Annotated in this window: 24 protein-coding genes; 19 read left to right on the top strand and 5 right to left on the bottom strand. The window is 54.3% G+C overall.

What is annotated here, in order from left to right; all coding sequences use genetic code 11:
* The first annotated feature begins 128 nt into the window (after positions 1–128).
* The gene (locus HX884_RS04650; RefSeq protein WP_010427008.1) at positions 129–281 is read left to right on the top strand and encodes a Hok/Gef family protein; all 153 of its coding nucleotides are present in this window, start codon (positions 129–131) and stop codon (positions 279–281) included.
* A 91-nt stretch (positions 282–372) separates the two neighbouring features.
* Here HX884_RS04650 and leuD read toward each other — a convergent pair whose 3' ends face one another.
* From leuD to leuL, 5 genes are all read right to left on the bottom strand, one after another.
* On the bottom strand, positions 373–978 hold the full coding sequence (gene leuD / locus HX884_RS04645; protein ID WP_013095559.1) for a 3-isopropylmalate dehydratase small subunit: 606 nt from the start codon (positions 976–978) through the stop codon (positions 373–375).
* A 10-nt stretch (positions 979–988) separates the two neighbouring features.
* On the bottom strand, positions 989–2,389 hold the full coding sequence (gene leuC, locus HX884_RS04640; protein ID WP_178327774.1) for a 3-isopropylmalate dehydratase large subunit: 1,401 nt from the start codon (positions 2,387–2,389) through the stop codon (positions 989–991).
* A gap of 2 nt (positions 2,390–2,391) precedes the next feature.
* Entirely contained in the window at positions 2,392–3,483 is a 1,092-nt protein-coding gene (gene leuB / locus HX884_RS04635; protein ID WP_013095561.1) for a 3-isopropylmalate dehydrogenase, read from the bottom strand.
* Positions 3,483–5,054, bottom strand: coding sequence for a 2-isopropylmalate synthase (gene leuA / locus HX884_RS04630; protein WP_013095562.1), 1,572 nt, complete (start codon positions 5,052–5,054; stop codon positions 3,483–3,485). The genes leuB and leuA overlap by 1 nt, the downstream gene beginning before the upstream one ends.
* A gap of 91 nt (positions 5,055–5,145) precedes the next feature.
* Positions 5,146–5,232 carry a leu operon leader peptide gene (gene leuL, locus HX884_RS27605; protein ID WP_071830037.1) on the bottom strand — a complete coding sequence of 29 codons (87 nt, stop codon included), beginning with the start codon at positions 5,230–5,232 and terminating at the stop codon, positions 5,146–5,148.
* A 636-nt stretch (positions 5,233–5,868) separates the two neighbouring features.
* Between leuL and leuO the strand changes: the two genes are divergently transcribed.
* The 18 genes from leuO to ftsA all read left to right on the top strand — a co-directional run bounded on the left by leuO (position 5,869) and on the right by ftsA (position 26,818).
* On the top strand, positions 5,869–6,813 hold the full coding sequence (leuO, locus tag HX884_RS04620; protein ID WP_013095563.1) for a transcriptional regulator LeuO: 945 nt from the start codon (positions 5,869–5,871) through the stop codon (positions 6,811–6,813).
* Positions 6,814–7,192: 379 nt separating this feature from the next.
* Positions 7,193–8,917 (top strand): acetolactate synthase 3 large subunit, encoded by a 1,725-nt coding sequence (gene ilvI / locus HX884_RS04615; RefSeq protein ID WP_013095564.1) that lies wholly within the window; start codon positions 7,193–7,195, stop codon positions 8,915–8,917.
* A 1-nt stretch (position 8,918) separates the two neighbouring features.
* Complete coding sequence (ilvN, locus tag HX884_RS04610; protein ID WP_008501994.1) at positions 8,919–9,410, top strand: acetolactate synthase small subunit; 492 nt, start codon at positions 8,919–8,921, stop codon at positions 9,408–9,410.
* Between the two features lie 179 nt (positions 9,411–9,589).
* On the top strand, positions 9,590–10,594 hold the full coding sequence (gene cra, locus HX884_RS04605; protein WP_013095565.1) for a catabolite repressor/activator: 1,005 nt from the start codon (positions 9,590–9,592) through the stop codon (positions 10,592–10,594).
* Between the two features lie 604 nt (positions 10,595–11,198).
* On the top strand, positions 11,199–11,657 hold the full coding sequence (mraZ, locus tag HX884_RS04600) for a division/cell wall cluster transcriptional repressor MraZ (RefSeq protein WP_014830641.1): 459 nt from the start codon (positions 11,199–11,201) through the stop codon (positions 11,655–11,657).
* Positions 11,658–11,659: 2 nt separating this feature from the next.
* The gene (rsmH, locus tag HX884_RS04595; protein ID WP_178327773.1) at positions 11,660–12,601 is read left to right on the top strand and encodes a 16S rRNA (cytosine(1402)-N(4))-methyltransferase RsmH; all 942 of its coding nucleotides are present in this window, start codon (positions 11,660–11,662) and stop codon (positions 12,599–12,601) included.
* Positions 12,598–12,963, top strand: a complete 366-nt coding sequence (gene ftsL, locus HX884_RS04590; RefSeq protein ID WP_008501989.1) for a cell division protein FtsL — start codon at positions 12,598–12,600, stop codon at positions 12,961–12,963. Before rsmH ends, ftsL begins: the two co-directional genes overlap by 4 nt.
* Positions 12,964–12,978: 15 nt before the next feature.
* Positions 12,979–14,745: a peptidoglycan glycosyltransferase FtsI gene (locus HX884_RS04585; RefSeq protein WP_023620014.1), complete on the top strand. Its 1,767-nt coding sequence runs from the start codon at positions 12,979–12,981 to the stop codon at positions 14,743–14,745.
* Positions 14,732–16,219, top strand: coding sequence for a UDP-N-acetylmuramoyl-L-alanyl-D-glutamate--2,6-diaminopimelate ligase (gene murE, locus HX884_RS04580; protein ID WP_178327772.1), 1,488 nt, complete (start codon positions 14,732–14,734; stop codon positions 16,217–16,219). Before HX884_RS04585 ends, murE begins: the two co-directional genes overlap by 14 nt.
* Positions 16,216–17,574 (top strand): UDP-N-acetylmuramoyl-tripeptide--D-alanyl-D-alanine ligase, encoded by a 1,359-nt coding sequence (murF, locus tag HX884_RS04575; protein ID WP_178327771.1) that lies wholly within the window; start codon positions 16,216–16,218, stop codon positions 17,572–17,574. Before murE ends, murF begins: the two co-directional genes overlap by 4 nt.
* A complete protein-coding gene (mraY, locus tag HX884_RS04570) occupies positions 17,568–18,650 on the top strand; it encodes a phospho-N-acetylmuramoyl-pentapeptide-transferase (RefSeq protein ID WP_008501985.1) in 1,083 nt (360 codons plus the stop codon). The genes murF and mraY overlap by 7 nt, the downstream gene beginning before the upstream one ends.
* Before the next feature lie 2 nt (positions 18,651–18,652).
* Positions 18,653–19,969, top strand: a complete 1,317-nt coding sequence (gene murD, locus HX884_RS04565; RefSeq protein WP_178327770.1) for a UDP-N-acetylmuramoyl-L-alanine--D-glutamate ligase — start codon at positions 18,653–18,655, stop codon at positions 19,967–19,969.
* A complete protein-coding gene (gene ftsW, locus HX884_RS04560; RefSeq protein WP_013095573.1) occupies positions 19,969–21,213 on the top strand; it encodes a cell division protein FtsW in 1,245 nt (414 codons plus the stop codon). The genes murD and ftsW overlap by 1 nt, the downstream gene beginning before the upstream one ends.
* Positions 21,210–22,274 (top strand): undecaprenyldiphospho-muramoylpentapeptide beta-N-acetylglucosaminyltransferase, encoded by a 1,065-nt coding sequence (gene murG, locus HX884_RS04555; RefSeq protein WP_178327769.1) that lies wholly within the window; start codon positions 21,210–21,212, stop codon positions 22,272–22,274. Before ftsW ends, murG begins: the two co-directional genes overlap by 4 nt.
* Positions 22,275–22,332: 58 nt before the next feature.
* Positions 22,333–23,808 (top strand): UDP-N-acetylmuramate--L-alanine ligase, encoded by a 1,476-nt coding sequence (gene murC, locus HX884_RS04550; RefSeq protein ID WP_013095575.1) that lies wholly within the window; start codon positions 22,333–22,335, stop codon positions 23,806–23,808.
* Positions 23,801–24,721, top strand: a complete 921-nt coding sequence (locus HX884_RS04545; protein WP_038981206.1) for a D-alanine--D-alanine ligase — start codon at positions 23,801–23,803, stop codon at positions 24,719–24,721. Before murC ends, HX884_RS04545 begins: the two co-directional genes overlap by 8 nt.
* A 1-nt stretch (position 24,722) precedes the next feature.
* Positions 24,723–25,565: a cell division protein FtsQ gene (gene ftsQ / locus HX884_RS04540; protein ID WP_178327768.1), complete on the top strand. Its 843-nt coding sequence runs from the start codon at positions 24,723–24,725 to the stop codon at positions 25,563–25,565.
* On the top strand, positions 25,562–26,818 hold the full coding sequence (ftsA, locus tag HX884_RS04535; protein WP_006173845.1) for a cell division protein FtsA: 1,257 nt from the start codon (positions 25,562–25,564) through the stop codon (positions 26,816–26,818). The genes ftsQ and ftsA overlap by 4 nt, the downstream gene beginning before the upstream one ends.
* Positions 26,819–26,843 lie beyond the last annotated feature (25 nt).

Genomic DNA, 26,843 nt, shown 5'->3' with positions numbered 1-26,843 from the left:
GAACCCAGACCTATGTGCCTCGTGTTTAACTGTCCAACTTTTTGGGGTCAGTACATGGGGAGACCAACTTCACAACCAACATTGCGAGGTTAGTCTCTTCATTGCCGAAAAGCAATAAGGAGGCTGGAATGCCAAAACGTACTCTGCTGTTAGGTTTGTTTCTGATCTGTACAACGCTGTTGATCTTCACCTGGATGGTGCGTGATTCACTGTGTGAACTGCATTTCAGACAGGAGAAAACAGAGCTGGCAGCAGTGTTGGCTTACGAAGCAAAACGTTAGCGGTATGGGCGGGGAAAGTTCCCCGCCCCTCCAGAGTGGTTGAGCCTCAACGCACCCTTATCAATGGCCCGCATCGTGCGGGCCATTGCCTTTAGCCCATAAACGCAGGCTGTTTTTTCTCGTATGCGGAGATGGCGTCTTCATGCTGAAGCGTCAGGCCAATGCTGTCCAGACCGTTCAGCATGCAGTGGCGACGGAAGGCATCGATGCTGAAGCTGTAGGTCTTATCCCCGGCTTTCACCACTTCCGCTTCCAGATCCACTTCAAACGACATGCCCGGATTTGCCTTAACCAGCGCGAACAATTCATCCACTTGCTCGTCACTCAGCGTCACCGGCAGCAGCTGGTTGTTGAAGCTGTTGCCGTAGAAGATATCTGCAAAGCTCGGGGCGATCACCACTTTAAAGCCGTAATCGGTCAGCGCCCATGGCGCGTGCTCGCGTGAGGAGCCGCAGCCAAAGTTTTCCCGTGCCAGCAGAATGGAGGCGCCTTTATATTCCGGGAAATTCAGCACAAATTCCGGGTCAGGTACCTGGCCTTTATCATCCAGAAAACGCCAGTCGTTAAACAGATGAGCACCAAATCCGGTGCGGGTGACCTTCTGCAAAAATTGCTTCGGGATGATCGCATCGGTATCGACGTTAGCGGCGTCCAGAGGGACAACCCGGCCTGTATGTTGGGTAAATTTCTCTGCCATGATTGTCTCCTTATTTCAGGCTGCGAATATCGGCGAAATGGCCGGTAACTGCCGCAGCGGCGGCCATCACCGGGCTGACCAGGTGGGTGCGTCCACCGCGGCCCTGACGACCTTCAAAGTTACGGTTACTGGTGGAGGCACAACGTTCGCCCGGATTCAGGCGGTCATTGTTCATGGCCAGACACATGGAGCAGCCAGGCAAGCGCCACTCGAAGCCTGCTTCGATAAAGATCTTATCCAGGCCTTCGGCTTCCGCCTGCGCTTTTACCGGACCAGAGCCTGGCACAACCAGCGCCTGTACGCCGGGTGCTACTTTACGGCCTTTGGCGATCTCCGCCGCAGCGCGTAAATCTTCGATACGCGAGTTGGTGCAGGAGCCAATAAAGACTTTGTCGATGGTCACATCGGTCAACGGCACACCGGGTTTGAGACCCATATACGCCAGCGCTTTTTCGGCACTGGCGCGTTCGACCGGATCGGTAAATGAGGCCGGATCGGGAATAGTGTCATTCACGGAAATGACCTGACCCGGATTGGTTCCCCAGGTCACCTGCGGGGCAATCTCCTCCGCCTGCAGGGTAACAACGGTGTCAAAAACCGCGTCATCATCGGTTTTCAGGGTTTTCCAGTACGCGACGGCGTCAGCGTAATCCTGACCTTTTGGCGCGTGCAGACGCCCTTTTACATAGTTGAAGGTGGTTTCATCCGGCGCCACCAGGCCTGCTTTGGCCCCCATCTCGATGGCCATATTGCACAGAGTCATACGACCTTCCATGCTCAGCGCCTGAATAGCGTCACCGCAGAACTCAACAACGTGCCCGGTGCCGCCGGCACTGCCCGTTTTACCGATGATCGCCAGCACGATGTCTTTCGCGGTGATCCCCGGCGCGGCTTTGCCTTTCACTTCAATCTTCATGGTTTTGGCTCGGCCCTGTTTCAGAGTCTGCGTAGCCAGAACATGCTCAACTTCAGAGGTGCCAATACCGAAGGCCAGTGCACCAAACGCGCCGTGCGTTGCGGTATGGGAGTCGCCGCAGACGATGGTCATGCCGGGCAGGGTGATCCCCTGCTCAGGCCCCATCACGTGAACGATACCCTGATACGGATGGTTCAGATCGTAGAGCTCGACGCCAAACTCGTTACAGTTCTTGATCAACTCCTGCATCTGGATACGCGCCATTTCGCCCGACGCATTGATATCTTTGGTCTGGGTGGAAACGTTGTGATCCATTGTCGCGAAGGTTTTACCCGGCTGACGTACCGGGCGTTTGTGCGCACGCAGCCCATCAAATGCCTGTGGGGAGGTCACTTCGTGTACCAGATGCCTGTCGATATAGAGCAGCGGGGTTTCGTTTGGTGCCTCATAGACAACGTGTGCATCAAACAATTTTTCATATAACGTCTTCGCCATGATTACACCCCTTCAGCGACATAGCGGGCAATGATGTCGCCCATTTCATCGGTACTGACTGCCGCCGTGCCGCGTGCTAAATCACCGGTACGGACGCCTTCTTCTAACGCGCGATTAATGGCGTTTTCAATTGCGGTTGCCGCATCGCCTGCATCCAGGCTGTAGCGCAGCAGCAGAGCCAGGGAGAGGATCTGCGCAATCGGGTTAGCAATGTTTTTACCTGCGATATCCGGCGCGGAGCCGCCAGCAGGCTCGTACAGGCCAAAGCCTTCTTCGTTCAGGCTCGCTGATGGCAGCATGCCCATGGAGCCGGTGATCATCGCGCACTCATCCGAGAGGATATCGCCGAAAAGGTTGGAGCACAGCAGCACGTCAAACTGGGACGGATCTTTAATCAGCTGCATTGTCGCGTTGTCGATGTACATATGCGACAGCTCAACGTCAGGATAATGCTTAGCAACTTCGCTGACGATCTCACGCCATAAGATGGAAGACTGCAGCACATTCGCTTTGTCGATAGAGGTCACTTTATGGCGGCGTTTGCGTGCTGACTCAAAAGCGATATGGGCGATACGTTCAATTTCGAAACGGTGATAGACCTCGGTGTCGAACGCTTTTTCATGCTGGCCGCTGCCTTCGCGGCCTTTTGGCTGACCGAAATAGATCCCGCCGGTCAGCTCACGTACGCACAGAATGTCAAAGCCGTTAGCGGCGATATCCGCGCGCAGCGGGCAGAACTCTTCCAGGCCCTGATACAGCTTTGCCGGACGCAGGTTACTGAACAGCTTGAAATGTTTACGCAGCGGCAGCAACGCGCCGCGCTCTGGCTGCTCTGCGGGTGGCAGGTGTTCCCATTTCGGGCCACCCACGGAACCAAACAGGACGGCATCGGCGTTCTCGCAACCCTCTACCGTTGCTTTTGGCAGCGGCGTACCGTGATTATCGATAGCAATACCGCCCACGTCGTAGTGGCTGGTGGTAATTTTCATCGCAAAACGCGAGCGAACGGCTTCCAGTACTTTCAGCGCCTGTGCCATCACTTCCGGGCCAATACCGTCACCCGGCAACACAGCAATATGGTAATTCTTCGACATTACACGGTTTCCTTGTTGTTCTCTTTATTCTGAGCTTTGCGTTGCAACTCTTTTTCGACTTCAGCGGCGCGCCAGATATTGTTCAGGACATGCACCATCGCTTTCGCAGAGGATTCGACGATATCGGTCGCCAGACCCACGCCGTGGAAGCGGCGGCCGTTATAATTGACCACGATATCCACCTGACCGAGCGCATCTTTGCCATGGCCTTTGGCCGTCAGGTCATATTTGACCAGCTCCACGTCGTATTCGGTGACGCGGTTAATCGCCTGGTAGATAGCATCGACAGGACCATTGCCGTTTGCCGCTTCCGCTTTTATCTCATCCCCGCAGGCCAGCTTGATGGATGCCGTGGCGATATCGCTGGAGCCGGACTGCACGCTGAAGTAATCCAGACGGAAATGCTCTGGCTCTTCCTGCTGTTTATTAATGAAGGCCAGTGCTTCCAGGTCATAGTCGAACACCTGACCTTTTTTGTCGGCCAGCTTCAGGAACGCGTCGTACAACTGATCCATGTTGTAATCGCTGTCCTTGTAACCCATCTCTTCCATACGATGTTTCACTGCCGCACGGCCGGAGCGGGAGGTCAGATTCAACTGAACCTGGTTCAGACCGATCGATTCCGGGGTCATGATTTCGTAGTTTTCGCGGTTTTTCAGTACGCCATCCTGGTGGATACCGGAAGAGTGCGCGAATGCGCCGGTACCGACAATCGCCTTGTTGGCGGGGATCGGCATGTTGCAAATCTGGCTGACGGTCTGGCTGGTACGCCAGATTTCATTGTGATTGATGCGGGTGTGCACGTTCATGATGTCTTTGCGCACTTTGATCGCCATGATCACTTCTTCCAGGGAACAGTTGCCTGCGCGTTCCCCGATACCGTTCATCGCACCTTCTACCTGACGGGCACCGGCGTGAACAGCGGCGATGGCGTTGCCGACGGCCAGGCCTAAATCGTCGTGGGTATGAACAGAGATAATTGCCTTATCAATGTTTGGCACACGATCATACAAGCCAGTAATGATGTTGGAGAACTCAAACGGCATGGTGTAGCCGACGGTGTCCGGGATGTTGATGGTTTTGGCCCCGGCATTAATGGCGGCTTCCACCACGCGTGCCAGATCCTCAATTGGCGTGCGGCCTGCGTCTTCACATGAGAATTCAACATCATCCGTATAGTTGCGCGCGCGTTTGACCATGTATACCGCGCGCTCAATCACCTCGTCGAGGGTGCTGCGCAACTTGGTGGCAATATGCATGGGGGAGGTGGCAATAAAAGTATGAATACGGAATGCTTCAGCCACTTTCAGTGACTCGGCGGCAACGTCGATATCTTTCTCAACGCAGCGTGCCAGACCACAGACGCGGCTGTTTTTGATGGTACGGGCGATGGTCTGTACCGATTCGAAATCACCCGGAGAAGAGACCGGGAAACCCACCTCCATCACGTCGACACCCATACGTTCGAGAGCCAGCGCAATCTGCAGCTTCTCTTTCACACTCAGGCTCGCCTGTAATGCCTGTTCACCGTCACGTAAAGTGGTATCAAAAATAATGACTTGCTGGCTCATGGGTTAGGTCCTTGTCAGTCTTAGGGCGCCTTGCTACGAGCATAAAAAAACCCGCGCAGTGGCGCGGGTTTTTAGTCTTACTGGTGGCGATTCAACGCTGAATTTCGCCCGCCAGTCTACCGCGCACAGAGGATGCGTTTAGTAGTAGTAGACCGGTGAAACGAATGGTGCGAATCATGAATCGTGCTCCGTTAAATTCAATATGCTTTTAGTGGTACTGGATATGGGGGTTGATGTCAACCCCTGACAACAAAAACGACCCCGATCGCACGATGTTCCAGAGAATTTTATTTAGCTAATTGTGCTGGTTTTTATCTTTCATGCCTTTTGAAAAGTCTATTTTTGGACTGGAGATTCATCTCCGGAACGATTTAAATATAATTAGTATCAATTCAACATACGTCTGTAATGGATGAGCCCTGAGAAGAATTGTTTTTAATTTCATTGATTTATTAGTGCTGCAAATAAAAATGCAGTAAATAAAGCGTGAGCAATGATGCGAGTTTGTTAATTGTTTGGCATGGCTCACGTGCATAGTTTAATAATACTTAAGTTATCATTAACCGAAGGGCGATTGTGTATTTGTCTTGATTATGGTTTCATGCAAACCATAATGTCATTGATATCATTTATGCCGAATTTCATCTCACCATCAATGACCTGGGCGAAGTCACCCTTTTGATGATGCGCTCTTTATATTTTCCGAATTTTAAACAATTCTCTTTCGCTGGTTGTATCTGCATGGTAAATCATATTTTTCGAAATTATTACTGTAATTTGGCAAAGGGAGTTTAGCGTGACAGTGGAGCCAGGAGTGCCAGAAAATAATATTAATCAACCTCAGGGTTATAATGGGGTTAAACCTCAGTTACGCACCGTGGATCTCAATCTGTTGACCGTGTTTGACGCGGTGATGCAGGAACAGAATATCACGCGGGCAGCGCAGTCTCTGGGGATGTCGCAGCCTGCCGTCAGCAATGCGGTATCCCGGCTTAAAGTGATGTTTAATGACGAATTGTTTGTTCGTTATGGCAGGGGGATTCAACCCACGGCGCGTGCATTTCAGCTGTTTGGCTCTATCCGCCAGGCATTACAGTTGGTGCAAAATGAGCTGCCGGGATCGGGTTTTGAGCCCTTAAGCAGTGAGCGTGTTTTCCATCTTTGCGTATGTAGCCCGTTAGATAATTATTTGACGTCCGTGATCTACAATAAAGTGGAAGAAATTGCGCCCAATATTCAGCTGGTATTTAAATCTTCTCTTAATCAGAACACAGAACATCAGCTTCGATATCAGGAAACAGAATTCGTTCTGGGATACGAAGAGTTCCGTCGTCCGGAATTTTCCTGTGTGCCTCTGTTTAAAGATGAAATGGTACTGGTCGCCAGCAAAAAACATCCACGAATGAATATGCCGCTGCGCGAAAGTGATGTTTATAACGAGCAGCACGCTGTTGTTGCCCTCGACCGATACGCCTCATTTAGTCTGCCGTGGTATGACACTGCGGATAAACAGGCGAGCGTGGCTTATCAGGGAATGGCCATGGTCAGCGTCTTAAATGTGGTTTCCCAGACCCATCTGGTCGCTATTGCCCCGCGTTGGCTGGCGGAGGAGTTTTCGGAACCCTTAAATCTGCAAATTCTGCCGTTGCCGCTCAAGCTCAATAGCCGTACCTGTTATCTTTCCTGGCATGAAGCCGCAGGCCGGGATAAAGGTCATCAGTGGATGGAAGAGCTGCTTATTAGCATTTGCCGCCGATAAGCGCGTCAGGATAAATCACATCGGCGTGTGTGGTTTATCCTGCGTATTTTTTCATTTGCGGTATTTTGTGCTGTTGTTATTTTTTCTGGCTGCTGCCAGCCTCGCAAAAATAGATGATTTCCTGAAAGGTTGCGCTTTTCAGCGATGATTTATCACCTCACGAACGAATCACAGTGGAATTAACCATATCCTCCCTTTAACGCTGCTTTTTGTGCTTCTGACCCCGTTTGCCGCGTCCTGTTTGCTAATTGCCTGCCTCAAAACGAGCGGTTAAGGTAACGATCACTCTGCAATATATAAGATTGGTTCATCACGATCGTAAGACGGTGTGGAAATGAATTCTGCAGTTCGTCTATAACAAAATGCCTGGAGGCAAAGCATGGAGATGTTGTCTGGCGCGGAAATGGTCGTCCGATCGTTAATCGATCAGGGCGTGAAGCAGGTGTTCGGCTACCCTGGAGGCGCAGTTCTGGATATTTATGATGCGCTTCATACGGTAGGCGGCATTGACCATGTTTTGGTGCGCCACGAGCAGGCGGCGGTGCACATGGCTGACGGGCTGGCGCGTGCGACGGGTGAAGTGGGCGTGGTATTGGTCACCTCCGGCCCTGGCGCGACGAACGCAATTACCGGTATTGCGACAGCCTATATGGACTCCATCCCGCTGGTCATTCTATCCGGGCAGGTCGCAACGTCACTGATTGGCTACGATGCATTTCAGGAGTGCGACATGGTGGGAATTTCACGCCCCGTTGTGAAGCACAGTTTCCTGGTGAAGCAAACCGAAGACATTCCCGGCGTACTGAAAAAAGCCTTCTGGCTGGCAGCCAGTGGGCGTCCTGGTCCTGTGGTGGTCGATCTGCCAAAAGATATTCTTAACCCGGCAAACAAGCTGCCGTATGTCTGGCCGGAAACGGTAAGCATGCGCTCCTACAACCCAACGACACAGGGCCACAAAGGCCAGATCAAACGTGCGTTACACACGCTTCTGGCGGCTAAAAAGCCGGTGGTCTATGTCGGCGGCGGCGCGGTTAACTCAGCCTGTGAAGCGCAACTGCGTGAGCTGATCGAAAAATTGAATCTTCCTGTCGCCTCGTCACTGATGGGACTGGGCGCCTTCCCGGCAACGCACCGCCAGGCTCTGGGTATGTTGGGCATGCACGGTACCTATGAAGCCAACATGACGATGCATCATTCGGATGTGATCTTTGCCGTTGGCGTGCGCTTTGACGATCGCACGACCAACAATCTGGCGAAGTACTGCCCGAACGCCACCGTGCTGCATATTGATATCGATCCTACGTCTATTTCGAAAACGGTACCGGCGGATGTGCCGATCGTTGGGGATGCGAGACAGGTTCTGGAGCAAATGCTGGATCTGCTATCGCAGGAAACCCCTTCACAACCGTTGGATGAGATCCGTGACTGGTGGCAACAGATCGAGCAGTGGCGAGCACGTCAGTGTCTGAAATACGATACCCAAAGCGAAAACATTAAGCCGCAGGCGGTGATCGAAACCCTCTGGCGTCTGACGAAAGGTGAAGCCTATGTCACCTCTGATGTAGGTCAGCATCAGATGTTTGCCGCGCTTTATTATCCGTTTGATAAACCACGTCACTGGATCAACTCTGGTGGTCTGGGGACAATGGGCTTTGGGTTACCTGCCGCACTGGGGGTGAAGCTTGCGCTGCCGAATGAAACCGTCGTTTGCGTGACAGGAGACGGCAGCATTCAGATGAATATCCAGGAACTCTCCACCGCGTTGCAATATGAACTGCCGGTCCTGGTACTCAACCTGAATAACGGTTATCTCGGTATGGTGAAGCAGTGGCAGGATATGATCTACTCTGGCCGCCATTCTCACTCCTACATGAAATCGCTGCCGGATTTTGTTCGTCTGGCCGAAGCCTATGGTCATGTCGGGATGCGGGTGACCGAGCCAGCAGAGCTGGAAGCGAAACTTGCTGAAGCGCTTGAACACGTCAAAAATAACCGCCTTGTTTTCATGGATGTCATTGTTGATGGCACAGAGCACGTTTACCCGATGCATATTCGCGGTGGTGGTATGGACGAAATGTGGTTAAGTAAAACGGAGAGAACCTGATATGCGCCGGATATTATCTGTATTACTGGAAAACGAGTCTGGCGCACTGTCACGCGTTATTGGACTCTTTGCACAACGCGGCTACAACATTGAGAGCCTGACCGTTGCCCCTACCGAGGATCCTACGCTGTCGCGCATGACGATTCAGACCGTCGGCGACGCCAAGGTGCTTGAGCAGATCGAGAAACAGTTACACAAACTTGTCGATGTTCTGCGCGTGAGCGAACTGGGGCAGGGGGCCTATGTAGAACGTGAGGTCATGCTGGTGAAAATTCAGGCCAGCGGTTACGGCCGTGAAGAGGTTAAACGCAACGCGGATATCTTCCGTGGGCAGATTATCGACGTTACCCCTTCTTTATATACGGTTCAACTGGTGGGAACGAGTGACAAGCTGGACGCATTCCTGGCGTCCGTAAGGGATGTAGCAAAAATTGTTGAAGTTGCGCGGTCGGGCGTTGTCGGTCTTTCGCGCGGCGAGAAAATCATGCGTTAGCAGGCAATAAGGTTCGCCTCTTTCAGCCCGGTCACCAAAGCCGGGCTTTTTTTTGCGTAATACGCCGATAACACAGATAAAAGCGGTTGCCGCGAAAGCTATTCTGCGTTTAGATGTTAAAAGATTTAACCATAACCTTGACAGGGCCATGGACTCTTTTCTTTTTTTAAGGGGCAATTGTGAAACTGGATGAAATCGCCCGGCTAGCCGGCGTGTCACGAACTACGGCCAGCTATGTGATTAACGGTAAAGCAAAGCAGTACCGTGTCAGCGACAAAACCGTTGAGAAAGTCATGGCGGTGGTTCGTGAGCACAACTACCACCCGAATGCTGTCGCAGCGGGCTTACGTGCCGGGCGCACCCGATCGATTGGTCTGGTGATCCCCGATCTGGAAAACACCAGCTACACCCGCATCGCTAACTATCTTGAACGTCAGGCTCGCCAGCGTGGCTATCAGCTCCTGATTGCCTGCTCTGAAGATCAGCCTGATAACGAAATGCGCTGTATTGAGCATCTGCTCCAGCGTCAGGTTGATGCGATCATCGTTTCGACCTCCTTGCCACCCGAGCATCCCTTCTATCAACGCTGGGCGAACGATCCGTTCCCAATCGTTGCACTGGATCGCGCCCTGGACAGAGAGCATTTTACCAGTGTCGTCGGTGCCGATCAGGATGACGCGGAAATGCTGGCCGCGGAGCTGAGAACCTTCCCGGCTGAAACCGTGCTCTATCTTGGGGCGTTGCCTGAGCTCTCTGTGAGTTTCCTGCGTGAGCAAGGCTTCAGAACGGCATGGAAAGACGACCCGCGCGAGGTTCACTACCTTTATGCCAACAGTTATGAACGCGAAGCCGCTGCGCAGCTGTTCGAGAAATGGCTGGAGACGCACCCGATGCCTCAGGCGCTGTTCACCACTTCATTTGCGTTGCTGCAAGGGGTGATGGATGTCACTTTGCGTCGGGATGGTAAGCTGCCTTCCGATCTCGCTATCGCCACCTTCGGTGATAACGAACTGCTCGACTTCCTGCAATGTCCGGTCCTGGCCGTCGCGCAGCGCCATCGTGATGTGGCGGAGCGCGTGCTGGAGATCGTTCTCGCGAGCCTTGATGAACCACGTAAACCGAAGCCGGGGCTGACGCGCATCAAACGTAATCTCTACCGTCGCGGAATTTTAAGCCGCCATTAATGAAATGAGACGGGGCAGCGAAAACTGTCCCCTCTTTTTTCTGGATAATTCTGTCAAATAATTCCCGGAGAAAAATTAGGACGATTCCTTAGGAATCAGAACCTGCTATTTTTTTTATTCTTTCAGGCGTTTTAAAATGCCTTTGAAAGAACATTTATACGATTTTTAAAGCCTGTCTTTGTATTGTTTTGTTACAAAGCTGCCCGGTCGATGAATATTCAGACGTTTTTCCCCTGCTCCAGCGTGCTTGCCTGCCAGCCGGTTCGTTCATTGCGCATTGTGGTGAATGTGGCGCTGTTATCCCCTGTGAATATGTCTTAAAATGCTGCCCGCGTCGCAAACTGACACTTTATATTTCGATGCGATGATATTGAGTGAGCCTTAACGCTAGTGTGCATATTCGGTTTTTTTCTTACAAATATTCATAACGTTAATTTTGCCTCGCCAGTTGTGCAGTTATTAACCAGGACTGTTTATCTCTGTAAATAGAGCCCTTTCGGGTTCGTATAGAGAGAGTCCTGGCTTGACAAGCTTTTCCCTCGCTCCGTAAACTCCTTTAGGTGGGAATTTGTGGGTTAAAGTGGTGAGGAGGGGTGAGACTGGCATGTTCCGTGGAGCAACGTTAGTCAATCTCGACAGTAAGGGGCGTTTATCGGTACCAACCCGATACCGCGACCAGCTGATCGAGAACGCTTCGGGTCAACTGGTTTGCACCATTGACATCAACTCCCCCTGCCTGCTGCTTTACCCTTTACCTGAATGGGAAATTATTGAGCAAAAGCTGTCGCGACTGTCGAGCATGAACCCACAGGAACGCCGCGTGCAGCGGTTGTTATTGGGGCATGCCAGTGAGTGTCAGATGGATAGTGCAGGGCGATTACTGATTGCGCCCGTGCTGCGGCAGCATGCCGGTCTGACCAAAGAAGTGATGCTGGTCGGTCAGTTCAACAAGTTTGAACTGTGGGACGAAACGACCTGGTATCAACAGGTCAAGGAAGATATCGACGCTGAGCAGTCTGATTCCGCAACCTTGTCGGAACGGCTGCAGGACTTGTCTCTATAAATATGATGGAAAATTATAAACATACAACGGTGTTGCTGGATGAGGCCGTCAACGGCCTGAATATTCGTCCGGACGGCATCTACATTGATGGCACTTTTGGTCGCGGTGGCCACTCGCGTTTGATCCTCTCCCAGCTTGGAGCGGAAGGACGTCTGCTGGCAATTGATCGCGATCCGCAGGCGATTGCTGTTGCGCAAACCATCGATGACCCACGCTTTTGCATCGTGCATGGACCTTTCTCTGCGCTGGCGGAATACGTTGCTGAGCGCGGCCTGACGGGCAAGATCGACGGGATTCTTCTCGATCTTGGCGTCTCTTCACCCCAACTTGATGATGCTGAACGCGGCTTCTCCTTTATGCGCGACGGCCCGCTGGACATGCGCATGGATCCCACGCGCGGTCAGTCTGCCGCCGAGTGGTTACAGACCGCAGATGAAGCCGATATCGCCTGGGTGATCAAAACCTTTGGCGAAGAACGTTTTGGCAAGCGCATCGCGCGCGCCATTGTTGAGCGCAATCGTATTGAGCCGATGACCCGCACGAAAGAGCTGGCCGAGGTGATTGCGGCGGCAACACCGGTGAAGGATAAACACAAACATCCCGCGACCCGTACCTTCCAGGCGGTTCGCATCTGGGTAAACAGTGAACTGGAGGAAATAGAGCTGGCGCTAAAAAGCTCGCTCGACGTGCTGGCCCCGGGAGGGCGGTTGTCCATCATCAGCTTCCATTCGCTGGAGGACCGTATTGTGAAACGCTTTATGCGTGAACAAAGCCGCGGTCCACAGGTACCAGCAGGGCTGCCGATGACGGAAGAACAACTCAGGAAGCTGGGTGGCCGTCAGTTGCGAGCATTAGGCAAGTTGATGCCGGGCGAAGAAGAGGTGGCAGAGAATCCACGCGCCCGTAGTTCAGTGCTGCGTATTGCAGAGAGGACGAACGCATGATCGGCAGAGTGACAGAGACCCTAAGCAAAGTTAAGGATTCGTTAGGAAGCAACGAGCGCCATGCCTTGCCTGGCGTGATCGGCGACGATCTTTTGCGGTTTGGGAAGCTGCCACTCTGCTTGTTCATTTGCATCATTGTGACGGCAGTAACGGTGGTGACGACAGCCCACCACACACGTTTATTGACTGCGCAACGCGAGCAGATGGTACTGGAACGCGATGCGCTGGATATTGAATGGCGAAACCTGATCCTTGAAGAAAACGCCCTCGGCGATCACAGCCGGGTCGAGCGGATCGCAACAGAAAAGCTGCAATTGCAGCATGTTGATCCTTCCCAGGAAAATATCGTAGTACAAAAATAAGGGAAAACGCGACGCATGAGAGCAGCGGCAAAAACGCTAAAACCAAAACGTCAGGAAGAACAGGCCAACTTTATCAGTTGGCGTTTTGCGTTGCTTTGCGGCTGCATTTTACTCGCGCTGGGCTTCCTGCTGGGACGCGTGGCGTGGCTACAAATCATCGCGCCTGACATGCTGGTGCGCCAGGGCGATATGCGCTCTCTGCGCGTACAGGAAGTCTCCACATCTCGTGGGATGATCACCGATCGTTCCGGTCGTCCGCTGGCGGTGAGCGTACCGGTGAAGGCGATCTGGGCCGATCCGAAAGAGCTGCACGATGCCGGAGGTATCACGCTCGACAACCGCTGGAAAGCGCTGTCTGACGCCCTGAAAATGCCGCTGGATCAGCTTGCCTCCCGTGTTAACGCCAACCCGAAAGGGCGCTTTATCTATCTTGCGCGTCAGGTTAACCCTGACATGGCCGATTACATCAGAAAACTGAAGCTCCCGGGTATCCATCTTCGCGAAGAGTCTCGCCGTTACTACCCTTCCGGCGAAGTAACCGCTCACCTCATTGGCTTTACCAACGTCGACAGCCAGGGGATTGAAGGGGTTGAAAAAAGCTTCGATAAGTGGCTTACCGGTCAGCCGGGTGAGCGAATCGTGCGTAAAGACCGCTATGGTCGCGTGATTGAAGATATCTCTTCCACAGACAGCCAGGCCGCGCATAACCTGGCGTTGAGCATTGATGAACGCCTGCAGGCGCTGGTGTATCGCGAGCTGAACAATGCCGTGGCCTTCAACAAGGCGGAGTCGGGCAGCGCCGTGCTGGTGGATGTCAGCACTGGCGAAGTGCTGGCGATGGCCAACAGCCCGTCCTACAACCCGAACAACTTTACCGGTACCGCAAAAGATGCAATGCGTAACCGGGCCATTACCGACGTGTTCGAACCTGGCTCCACGGTGAAGCCGATGGTGGTGATGACGGCGCTGCAACGCGGCATCGTCAATGAGAACACGGTTCTGAATACGATCCCTTACCGAATCAACGGCCACGAGATTAAAGACGTGGCGCGCTACAGCGAATTGACCCTGACCGGGGTATTACAGAAGTCGAGTAACGTCGGTGTTTCAAAGCTGGCGTTAGCGATGCCGTCCTCAGCGTTAGTAGAGACTTACTCACGTTTTGGGCTAGGAAAGGCGACCAATTTGGGGTTGGTCGGAGAACGCAGTGGCTTATATCCTCAAAAACAACGGTGGTCTGACATAGAGAGGGCCACCTTCTCTTTCGGCTACGGGCTAATGGTAACCCCGTTACAGTTAGCGCGAGTCTACGCAACGATTGGCAGCTATGGCGTCTATCGCCCGCTGTCGATTACCAAAGTTGATCCACCGGTTCCGGGCGAGCGTATCTTCCCGGAATCTATCGTTCGTACCGTTGTGCATATGATGGAAAGCGTGGCGCTACCTGGCGGTGGCGGCGTGAAGGCGGCGATCAAAGGCTATCGCATCGCCATTAAAACCGGTACGGCGAAAAAAGTGGGGCCAGATGGCCGCTACATCAACAAATACATTGCCTATACCGCAGGCGTTGCGCCTGCAAGCAATCCGCGTTTTGCGCTGGTGGTCGTCATTAACGATCCACAGGCGGGTAAATACTACGGCGGCGCCGTTTCAGCGCCTGTGTTCGGCGCCATCATGGGCGGCGTATTACGCACCATGAACGTTGAACCGGACGCGCTGGCAACGGGCGAAAAAAGTGAATTTGTAATTAATCAAGGCGAGGGTACAGGTGGCAGATCGTAATTTGCGCGACCTTCTCGCTCCGTGGGTGCCAAACGCACCTGAGCGAGCGCTACGGGAGATGGTACTGGACAGCCGAGTGGCTGCTTCCGGCGATCTTTTTGTGGCTGTAGTTGGTCATCAGGCGGACGGGCGTCGATATATCCCGCAGGCGATTGCGCAAGGTGTAGCTGCCATTATTGCTGAGGCTAAAGATGAGGCAACCGACGGTGAAATCCGTGAAATGCACGGTGTGCCGGTTATCTACCTTAGCCAGTTGAATGAGCGACTCTCCGCACTGGCGGGACGTTTTTATAACGAGCCTTCAGACCAGCTGCGTCTGGTGGGCGTGACGGGTACTAACGGAAAAACGACGACCACCCAATTGATGGCGCAATGGGCGCAGCTGCTGGGAGAAACCGGCGCCGTAATGGGCACCGTGGGGAATGGGCTGCTGGGTAAAGTGAGCCCGACGGAAAACACCACCGGCTCCGCGGTTGACGTACAACATGTGATTGCCGGTCTGGCAGGGCAGGGTGCGACCTTTGCCGCGATGGAAGTCTCCTCTCATGGTCTGGTACAGCATCGTGTGGCGGCGTTGAAATTTGCCGCCTCCGTGTTCACGAACCTGAGTCGCGATCATCTTGATTATCATGGTGATATGGAGCATTACGAGGCCGCGAAATGGCTGCTCTTCTCCACGCATCACTATGGACAGGCCATTATCAACGCTGATGACGAAGTGGGGCGCCGCTGGCTTGTGAAGCTGCCGGATGCGGTTGCGGTGTCGATGGAAGACCATATCAATCCGAACTGCCATGGCCGCTGGCTGAAGGCGGTTGAGGTTAATTATCACGACAGCGGCGCGACGATTCGCTTTGCCTCTTCCTGGGGTGAAGGCGAAATTGAAAGCCGCCTGATGGGGGCGTTTAACGTCAGCAACCTCCTGCTGGCGCTGGCAACGCTGCTGGCGTTGGGCTATCCGATGGCCGAACTGCTCAACACCGCAGAGCGTCTGCAGCCCGTCTGTGGCCGTATGGAAGTGTTCAGTGCACCCGGTAAACCGACCGTTGTTGTCGATTATGCCCACACGCCGGATGCGCTGGAAAAAGCGCTTGAAGCGGCACGTCTGCACTGCGCCGGTAAGCTCTGGTGTGTGTTTGGCTGCGGGGGCGATCGTGACAAGGGCAAGCGTCCGTTGATGGGTGCCATCGCCGAACAGTTCGCGGATATTCCGGTTGTGACCGATGACAACCCGCGTACTGAAGAGCCGCGCGCCATTATCAACGATATCCTGGCCGGTATGCTGGACGCAGGACGTGCCCGCGTGGTGGAAGGCCGTGCGGAAGCCGTGACCAACGCCATCATGCAGGCGCAGGAGAACGACGTCGTGCTCCTGGCGGGTAAAGGCCATGAAGATTATCAGATTGTTGGCAATCGTCGTCTGGACTATTCGGACCGTGTAACGGCAGCGCGTCTGTTGGGAGTGGTGGCATGATCAGCTTAACGCTCGGCAAGGCGGCAACCCTCCTGCAGGGGACGCTGCATGGTCAGGATCTGACCATCGACGCCGTGACGACAGATACCCGCAAAGTGACCGCCGGGTGCCTGTTTGTGGCGCTGAAGGGCGAACGTTTTGACGCCCACGATTTTGCTGAACAGGCGAAAGAGAATGGTGCGGGTGCGCTGCTGGTGAACCGCAAACTCGATATCGATTTACCGCAGATTGTGGTTAAGGATACGCGCCTTGCCTTCGGTGAGCTGGCAGCATGGGTTCGTCAGCAGGTGCCAGCTCGCGTTGTTGCTCTGACGGGGTCTTCGGGCAAAACGTCAGTAAAAGAGATGACGGCGGCGATCCTCAGTCAGTGCGGTAACACGCTTTACACCGCAGGCAATCTAAATAATGACATCGGCGTGCCGATGACATTGCTTCGCCTCACCAAAGAGCATGACTTTGCGGTGATTGAATTAGGGGCAAACCACCAGGGTGAAATTGCCTGGACGGTCAGCCTGACGCGTCCGGAGGCTGCGCTGGTGAACAACCTGGCCGCCGCGCATCTGGAAGGTTTCGGTTCACTTGAAGGCGTGGCGAAAGCCAAAGGTGAGATCTATACCGGCCTGCCGGATAACGGTATCGCCATTATGAATGCCGATAATAACGACTGGTTGAACTGGCAGAGCATCATCGGTTCACGTAAGACGTGGCGCTTCTCGCCTAATGCGGCAGACAGTGATTTTACCGCGACCCATATCCATGTGACCTGGCATGGTACGGAATTCACGCTCAATACCCCAACGGGAGGCATTGAGGTTCTGCTGCCGCTGCCGGGTCGCCATAACATCGCCAATGCGCTTGCTGCCGCGGCGCTTTCGATGGCCGTCGGCGCGACACATGACGCGATCAAAACTGGCCTTGCGAATTTAAAAGCCGTACCGGGACGTCTGTTCCCAGTCCAGCTTGCAGAAAACAAACTGCTGCTGGATGACTCCTACAACGCGAACGTCGGTTCGATGACGGCAGCCGTACAGGTGTTGTCCGAAATGCCAGGCTATCGCGTGATGGTGGTTGGCGATATGGCCGAGTTGGGCGATGAGAGCGAAGCCTGTCATATCCAGGTGGGTGAAGCCGCGAAAGCGGCCGGGCTGGATTGCGTACTGAGCGCAGGAAAACTGAGCCAGGCGATTAGCCATGCCAGCGGTGTTGGCGAACATTTTGCCGATAAAGCCGCACTGATTGAACGTCTGAAGACGTTGATTGCTGAAAAACAAATTGTGACTGTGTTAGTGAAAGGTTCACGTAGTGCCGCCATGGAAGAGGTAGTGCACGCATTACAGGAGAACGGGACATGTTAGTTTGGCTGGCCGAACATTTGGTCAAATATTACTCAGGCTTTAACGTCTTTTCCTATCTGACGTTTCGCGCCATCGTCAGCCTGCTGACCGCGCTGTTCATCTCGTTGTGGATGGGCCCGCGCATGATTGCCCGTCTGCAAAAACTCTCTTTCGGCCAGGTCGTTCGTAACGATGGTCCGGAATCGCACTTCAGCAAGCGCGGTACGCCAACCATGGGCGGGATTATGATCCTGACCGCGATCGTGGTTTCCGTGCTGCTGTGGGCCTATCCATCCAACCCGTACGTCTGGTGTGTGCTGACTGTGCTGGTGGGCTACGGAATCATTGGGTTTGTTGATGATTACCGCAAAGTGGTACGTAAAGACACGAAAGGTCTGATCGCCCGCTGGAAATATTTCTGGATGTCGGTGATTGCGCTGGGCGTGGCCTTCGCGCTGTATCTGGCCGGAAAAGACACTCCCGCTACCGAGCTGGTGGTGCCGTTCTTTAAAGACGTCATGCCGCAACTGGGGCTGTTCTACATTCTGCTGGCGTACTTCGTGATTGTGGGCACCGGTAACGCGGTGAACCTGACCGATGGTCTGGATGGCCTGGCCATTATGCCAACGGTCTTCGTGGCCGCAGGTTTCGCGCTGGTGGCGTGGGCGACCGGCAACATGAACTTTGCCAACTATCTGCACATTCCTTATCTGCGTCACGCGGGCGAGCTGGTGATCGTCTGTACGGCCATTGTCGGGGCAGGGCTGGGCTTCCTGTGGTTCAACACCTATCCGGCCCAGGTCTTTATGGGTGACGTCGGTTCACTGGCTCTGGGCGGCGCGCTGGGTATTATTGCCGTGTTGCTGCGCCAGGAGTTCCTGCTGGTGATCATGGGCGGGGTATTCGTGGTTGAGACCCTGTCGGTGATCCTGCAGGTCGGTTCCTTTAAGCTGCGCGGCCAGCGCATCTTCCGTATGGCACCGATTCACCATCACTATGAACTGAAAGGCTGGCCAGAGCCACGCGTCATCGTGCGCTTCTGGATTATTTCGCTGATGCTGGTGCTGATTGGCCTGGCAACGCTGAAGGTACGTTAATCATGGCAGATTACCAGGGCAAAAAAGTCGTTATCATCGGGTTGGGCCTTACTGGCCTGTCCTGCGTGGACTTTTTCCTTGCGCGCGGCGTGACGCCGCGGGTGATGGATACGCGTGTTTCTCCGCCGGGTCTGGACAAACTGCCGGAACAGGTTGAACGCCACCTTGGTGGTCTGAATGATGACTGGCTGCTGGCAGCCGATCTGATTGTGGCCAGCCCCGGTATGGCGCTGGCGCACCCTTCACTGAGCGCCGCGGCGGATGCGGGCGTTGAGATTGTCGGTGATATCGAGCTGTTCTGCCGCGAAGCGCAGGCACCTGTTATCGCCATTACCGGCTCTAACGGAAAAAGCACCGTCACTACCCTGGTGGGTGAGATGGCGAAAGCGGCGGGCAGAAATGTCGGCGTTGGCGGCAACATTGGTTTGCCCGCGCTGATGCTGCTGGACAAAGGCTGCGAGCTGTACGTGCTGGAACTCTCCAGCTTCCAGCTGGAAACCACCTCCAGTCTGCATGCGGCCGCGGCCACAATCCTGAACGTGACCGAAGATCATATGGACAGGTATCCGTTTGGTCTACAGCAGTATCGCGCAGCCAAACTGCGTATATATGAAAATGCCAAAGTCTGCGTCGTTAACGCCGATGATGCCCTGACCATGCCGGTACGCGGTGCCGATGACCGCTGCATCAGCTTTGGTATCACTATGGGTGATTATCATCTGAACCGTCAGCTGGGTGAAACCTGGCTGCGGGTGAAAGGTGAGAAAGTGCTGAACGTGAAGGAGATGAAGCTTTCCGGTCAGCATAACTACACCAATGCGCTGGCGGCGCTGGCGCTGGCGGATGCCGTCGGTTTGCCACGCTCCTCCAGCCTGCAGGCGCTGACCACCTTTACCGGACTGGCACACCGTTTCCAGCTGGCGCTGGAGCATAACGGCGTACGCTGGATCAATGATTCCAAAGCCACCAACGTAGGCAGTACAGAGGCCGCGCTGAATGGTTTGCAGGTGGAAGGTACTCTGCATCTGCTGCTGGGTGGCGACGGTAAGTCCGCCGATTTCACCTCCCTGAAGCAGTATTTTTCTGGCGATAACATCCGTCTCTACTGCTTTGGTCGTGATGGCAGGGAACTGGCGGAACTGCGTCCTGAGATCGCCGAGCAGACCGAAACCATGGAACAGGCAATGCGCCTGATTGCTCCTCGCGTGAAGCCGGGCGATATGGTGCTGCTCTCTCCGGCATGCGCCAGCCTTGATCAATTCAAGAATTTCGAACAGCGTGGTGATCTCTTTACCCGCCTGGCGAAGGAGTTAGGCTGATGCGTTTATCTCTCCCTCGCCTGAAAATGCCACGCTTCCCAGGATTTGGTGTCCTGGTGTGGTTGTTTGCGGCACTGAAAGGCTGGGTGATGGGCTCTCGTCAGAAAGATAACGACAGCCTGATCATGTACGATCGCACGCTCTTCTGGCTCACCCTGGGGCTGGCGGCGGTCGGCTTTATTATGGTGACGTCAGCATCAATGCCCGTCGGGCAGCGACTGGCGAACGATCCTTTCCTGTTTGCCAAGCGTGATGGTCTGTACATCATCCTGGCGTTCTGTCTTGCGCTGATAACCTTACGTCTGCCAATGGCGTTCTGGCAGAGACACAGTACCGCGATGCTGATCGCCTCGATCATCATGCTGCTGATCGTGCTGGTGGTGGGGAGTTCCGTAAACGGGGCATCGCGCTGGATCGCCTTTGGTCCGCTGCGTATTCAGCCTGCAGAATTTACCAAACTGTCCCTGTTCTGCTACCTGGCGAACTACCTGGTGCGCAAAGTAGATGAAGTGCGTAACAACCTTCGCGGCTTCCTGAAACCGATGGGCGTGATTCTGGTGCTGGCGGTCTTACTGCTGGCGCAGCCTGACCTTGGTACTGTGGTGGTACTGTTTGTGACGACGCTGGCGATGCTGTTCCTGGCGGGGGCGAAACTGTGGCAGTTCATCGCCATTATCGGGATGGGTATTTCAGCGGTTGTCCTGTTGATCCTTGCTGAACCATACCGTATCCGCCGTGTGACCTCGTTCTGGAACCCGTGGGAAGACCCGTTTGGCAGTGGCTATCAGCTGACGCAGTCACTCATGGCGTTTGGCCGCGGTGAAGTCTGGGGACAAGGCCTGGGCAACTCGGTTCAGAAACTGGAGTATTTACCCGAAGCGCATACTGACTTCATCTTCTCCATTATTGCAGAAGAACTGGGTTATATCGGTGTGGTATTAGCGCTATTAATGGTATTCTTCGTCGCTTTCCGCGCCATGTCGATTGGGCGGAAAGCGCTGGAGATCGATCACCGCTTCTCAGGTTTCTTAGCCTGTTCAATTGGTATCTGGTTTAGCTTCCAGGCATTGGTTAACGTCGGGGCCGCAGCGGGTATGCTGCCGACCAAGGGCCTGACGTTGCCGTTGATCAGTTATGGTGGTTCCAGTCTGTTGATCATGTCGACGGCCATCATGATGTTGTTACGTATAGATTATGAAACGCGTCTGGAAAAAGCCCAGGCGTTTACACGAGGTTCACGATGAATCAACCGAAGCGGTTAATGGTGATGGCAGGCGGTACCGGTGGACATGTGTTCCCGGGGCTGGCGGTTGCGCACCATTTAATGGATCAGGGCTGGCAGGTACGCTGGCTGGGAACCGCAGACCGCATGGAGGCCGACCTGGTACCGAAGCACGGTATTGAGATCGATTTTATTCGTATTTCTGGCCTTCGTGGCAAAGGCATTAAGGCCCAGCTTCTGGCGCCGGTGCGCATTTTCAACGCATGGCGTCAGGCACGCAGCATCATGAAGCGCTTTCAGCCGGATGTGGTGCTGGGCATGGGCGGTTATGTTTCCGGTCCGGGCGGCCTTGCCGCGTGGTCGTTGGGCATTCCCGTTGTACTGCATGAGCAGAATGGTATTGCCGGACTGACCAATAAGTGGCTGGCGAAAATCGCCACCAAAGTGATGCAGGCATTTCCTGGTGCGTTCCCGAAAGCGGACGTCGTCGGGAACCCGGTGCGTGTGGATGTGCTGGCGCTGCCGTTTCCGGATACCCGCATGGCTGGCCGTGAAGGCCCTGTTCGCGTGCTGGTCGTCGGCGGATCGCAGGGCGCACGCATCCTGAACCAGACGATGCCGCAGGTTGCCGCAAAGCTGGGTGATGCCGTGACCATCTGGCATCAAAGCGGAAAAGGCGCTCAGCAGACCGTTGAGCAGGCTTATGCGGCAGAAGGTCAGCCGCAGCACAAAGTGACGGAATTTATCGACGATATGGCGGCAGCGTACGCCTGGGCCGATGTCGTGGTCTGTCGCTCCGGTGCATTAACGGTGAGTGAAATTGCCGCCGCGGGTTTACCGGCTCTGTTTGTGCCGTTCCAGCACAAAGATCGTCAGCAGTACTGGAATGCGCTGCCGCTTGAAAAAGCCGGTGCCGCGAAAATATTCGAGCAGCCACAATTTACCGCCGATGCGGTCGCCACCACCCTGGCGGGCTGGAACCGGGAAACATTAATGGAGATGGCGCAACGTGCACGTGCGGCGGCCATTCCTGATGCAACGGAGCGGGTGGCAAAAGAAGTGAGCCTGGCAGCCCAGGTTTAACCCTCGCAGCGCGTGTTGCGCTGCACGATTTTTTTAAGTAGTCGATGGCGTTTAGAGAATGAATACACAACAACTGGCAAAACTGCGTTCAATCGTGCCCGAGATGCGTCGCGTCCGGCACATTCACTTTGTTGGCATCGGTGGTGCTGGCATGGGCGGTATTGCCGAAGTGTTAGCTAACGAAGGCTATCAGATCAGCGGGTCTGACCTGGCGCCAAACCCTGTTACGCAGCAACTGGCGTCGCTTGGGGCGACTATCTATTTCAACCATCGCCCGGAAAACGTGCGCGATGCGAGTGTGGTGGTGGTATCCAGCGCCATCTCCTCTGATAACCCGGAAATTGTGGCCGCGCATGAAGCGCGTATTCCGGTGATCCGCCGCGCGGAAATGCTGGCAGAGCTGATGCGTTTTCGTCACGGGATTGCGATTGCCGGGACGCACGGTAAAACCACGACCACGGCGATGGTTTCCAGTATTTATGCCGAAGCGGGTCTCGACCCGACGTTCGTCAACGGCGGTCTGGTAAAAGCAGCAGGTGTGCATGCGCGTCTGGGCCACAGCCGTTATCTGATTGCGGAAGCGGATGAGAGCGATGCGTCGTTCCTGCATCTGCAGCCGATGGTGGCGATTGTCACTAACATCGAAGCTGACCACATGGATACCTACCAGGGCGACTTCGAGAACTTAAAGCAGACCTTTATCAACTTCCTGCATAACCTGCCGTTCTATGGACGCGCGGTAATGTGTGTGGACGATCCGGTCATTCGCGAGTTGTTGCCGCGGGTTGGTCGTCAGATCACCACCTATGGTTTCAGTGAAGACGCGGATGTTCGCGTGGAAGAGTACAAACAGATTGGTGCGCAGGGGCATTTCACCCTGGCGCGTCAGGACAAAGAGCTGCTGCACGTGACGCTGAACGCACCAGGCCGTCATAACGCCCTGAACGCAGCCGCGGCGGTGGCCGTCGCAACAGAAGAAGGCATTGATGACGATGCGATCCTGCGTGCTCTGGAAAGCTTCCAGGGAACTGGGCGTCGTTTCGACTTCCTTGGCGAATTCCCGCTGGATGCGGTAAACGGTAAACCGGGTACTGCCATGCTGGTAGACGACTATGGCCACCATCCAACCGAAGTGGACGCGACCATTAAGGCCGCACGTGCGGGATGGCCAGAGAAGAACCTGGTGATGATCTTCCAGCCACACCGTTTTACGCGTACGCGCGATCTGTATGACGATTTCGCCAGCGTGCTGTCCCAGGTGGACACATTGCTGATGCTGGATGTTTATTCTGCAGGTGAAACGCCGATCCCAGGCGCGGACAGCCGTTCTCTGTGTCGAACCATTCGCGGACGCGGTAAAGTAGACCCTATTTTGGTTTCGGATCCTGCTCAGGTCGCCGAAATTCTGGCGCCGGTACTGACAGGTAACGATTTGATTCTGATTCAGGGCGCGGGAAATATCGGCAAAATCGCCCGTACCTTAGCTGAAATCAAACTGAAGCCGCAAACTCAGGAGGATGAGCATCATGGCTGATAAGATTGCTGTCCTGTCTGGCGGCACCTCCGCCGAGCGCGAGGTTTCCCTGAATTCAGGCGCTGCGGTACTGGCGGGCCTGCGTGAGGCTGGCGTTAATGCACATCTGGTCGATCCGAAAGAGGTCGATGTAACGCAGTTGAAAGCAATGGGCTTCGATAAAGTCTTTATTGCTCTGCACGGTCGTGGGGGAGAAGACGGTACCCTGCAAGGGTTGCTGGATCTCATCGGTATGCCCTACACCGGCAGCGGCGTGATGGCCTCCGCCATCTCAATGGATAAACTGCGCAGTAAGCTGCTGTGGCAGGGAGCGGGGTTGCCGGTTGCGCCGTGGGTTGCGTTGACGCGCCGCGAATTTGAAATGGGCCTTCAGGATAGCGTTAATGCACGCATTGCTGAGCTGGGCTTACCGGTTATTGTAAAGCCCAGCCGTGAAGGGTCGAGCGTTGGGATGTCCAAAGTTGATAAAGCTGACGATTTATCGTCTGCTTTAGCGCTGGCATTTCAACACGATGAAGAAGTTCTGATTGAAAAATGGCTCAGCGGACCGGAATTTACCGTGGCGATGCTTGGTGAAGAAATTTTACCGTCGATTCGCATCCAACCTGCTGGCGTCTTCTATGATTATGAGGCGAAGTATCTCTCTGACGAGACGCAATATTTCTGCCCAGCAGGTCTTGAAGCAGAACGTGAAGCGGATTTACAGTCCCTGGTGCTTAAAGCCTGGCATATTCTTGGTTGCAGTGGCTGGGGACGCATTGATGTGATGCTCGACAGCGATGGGCAATTTTATTTGCTGGAAGCAAATACCTCTCCAGGCATGACCAGCCACAGCCTTGTGCCGATGGCCGCGCGTCAGGCGGGGATGAGCTTCTCGCAGTTAGTCGTACGTATTCTGGACCAGGCGGGCTGATATGTCTCAGGCTGCATTGAACACGCGCAACCGCGATGACGAGGAAGAATATTCTTCTTCACGCCGGAGTAATGGAACGCGTCTTGCAGGGATTATTTTCCTGCTCGGGGTGCTGTGCACCGTGTTTATCAGCGGCTGGATGGTACTGGGCTGGATGGAAGATGCGCAGCGGTTGCCGCTGTCGAAGCTGGTGGTCACCGGTGAACGCCACTACACGCGTAACGATGATATTCGCCAGTCGATTCTGGCACTGGGGTCGCCTGGCACCTTTATGACGCAGGATGTCAACATTATCCAGAGTCAGATTGAACGTCTGCCCTGGATAAAACAGGCGAGTGTAAGAAAGCAATGGCCTGATGAATTGAAGATTCATCTGGTTGAATATGTGCCCATTGCGCGTTGGAATGATCAGCACATGGTTGACGTAGACGGAAATTCCTTCAGCGTCCCGGCCGATCGTGTCAACAAGCAAAATGTACCGATGTTGTATGGTCCTGAAGGCAGCGAAAACGAAGTATTACAGGGTTTTCGCGAGATGGGGCAAGTGCTGGCGAAGGACAGGTTTACGTTAAAAGAAGCTGCGATGACGGCGCGCCGTTCGTGGCAGCTCACCTTAACGAATGGCATTAAGCTCAACCTTGGCCGCGGCGACACGATGAAGCGTCTGGCGCGTTTTGTAGAACTTTACCCGGTTTTACAGCAGCAGGCACAGACTGACGGCAAACGGATAAGCTACGTTGATTTGCGCTATGACTCAGGCGCAGCAGTCGGTTGGGTACCGGCTCCGGTCGAGGAACCTAATCAGCAACAGAATCAGGCACAGGTACAGGCAGAACAACAATGATCAAGGCGACGGACAGAAAACTGGTAGTTGGACTGGAGATTGGCACCGCGAAGGTTGCCGCTTTAGTAGGGGAAGTTCTGCCCGACGGTATGGTCAATATCATTGGCGTGGGCAGCTGCCCGTCCCGTGGTATGGATAAAGGTGGGGTAAACGATCTTGAGTCGGTGGTGAAATGCGTGCAGCGCGCCATCGATCAGGCTGAATTAATGGCAGATTGCCAGATTTCCTCTGTCTATCTGGCCCTCTCTGGTAAGCATATCAGCTGCCAGAACGAAATCGGCATGGTGCCCATTTCTGAAGAAGAAGTGACGCAGGAAGACGTTGAAAACGTAGTACACACGGCGAAATCTGTGCGTGTCCGCGATGAGCACCGCGTATTGCACGTGATCCCGCAGGAATATGCGATCGACTACCAGGAAGGGATCAAGAACCCGGTTGGTCTGTCTGGCGTGCGTATGCAGGCAAAAGTGCACCTGATCACATGTCATAACGATATGGCGAAGAACATCGTAAAAGCCGTTGAACGTTGTGGCCTGAAAGTTGACCAACTTATTTTCGCCGGTCTGGCGGCAAGCTATTCCGTGCTGACCGAAGATGAACGTGAACTGGGCGTCTGTGTGGTCGATATTGGTGGTGGTACAATGGATATGGCCGTGTATACCGGCGGTGCCCTGCGCCACACCAAAGTGATCCCTTACGCGGGGAACGTGGTGACCAGCGATATTGCCTACGCGTTTGGTACGCCGCCAAGCGATGCAGAAGCGATTAAAGTGCGCCACGGTTGTGCGCTGGGGTCTATCGTTGGCAAAGATGAGAGCGTTGAAGTGCCAAGTGTGGGCGGTCGTCCGCCGCGTAGCCTGCAGCGCCAGACGTTGGCAGAGGTGATTGAGCCACGCTATACCGAGCTGCTCAACCTGGTCAACGAAGAGATTTTGCAGTTACAGGAACAGCTTCGCCAGCAGGGCGTAAAACATCATCTTGCGGCGGGGATTGTATTAACCGGCGGTGCAGCGCAAATTGAAGGTCTTGCGGCCTGTGCGCAGCGTGTGTTCCATACGCAGGTGCGTATTGGCGCACCGCTGAATATTACCGGTTTAACGGATTATGCCCAGGAGCCTTACTATTCAACGGCTGTAGGCCTGCTCCACTACGGGAAAGAATCCCATCTCAGTGGTGAAGCAGAAGTGGAAAAACGCGTCTCAGTGGGGTCGTGGGTCAAACGACTGAACAACTGGCTGCGAAAAGAGTTTTAATTTTTTTAAGAGACCGGAGAGAATT

Origin of the sequence: Enterobacter sp. SECR19-1250 (assembly GCF_013391025.1) — a bacterium.
GTDB lineage: Bacteria > Pseudomonadota > Gammaproteobacteria > Enterobacterales > Enterobacteriaceae > Enterobacter > Enterobacter cloacae.
Note: the sequence above shows the minus strand (reverse complement) of the source record. Positions and strands in the feature narration are given on the sequence as shown.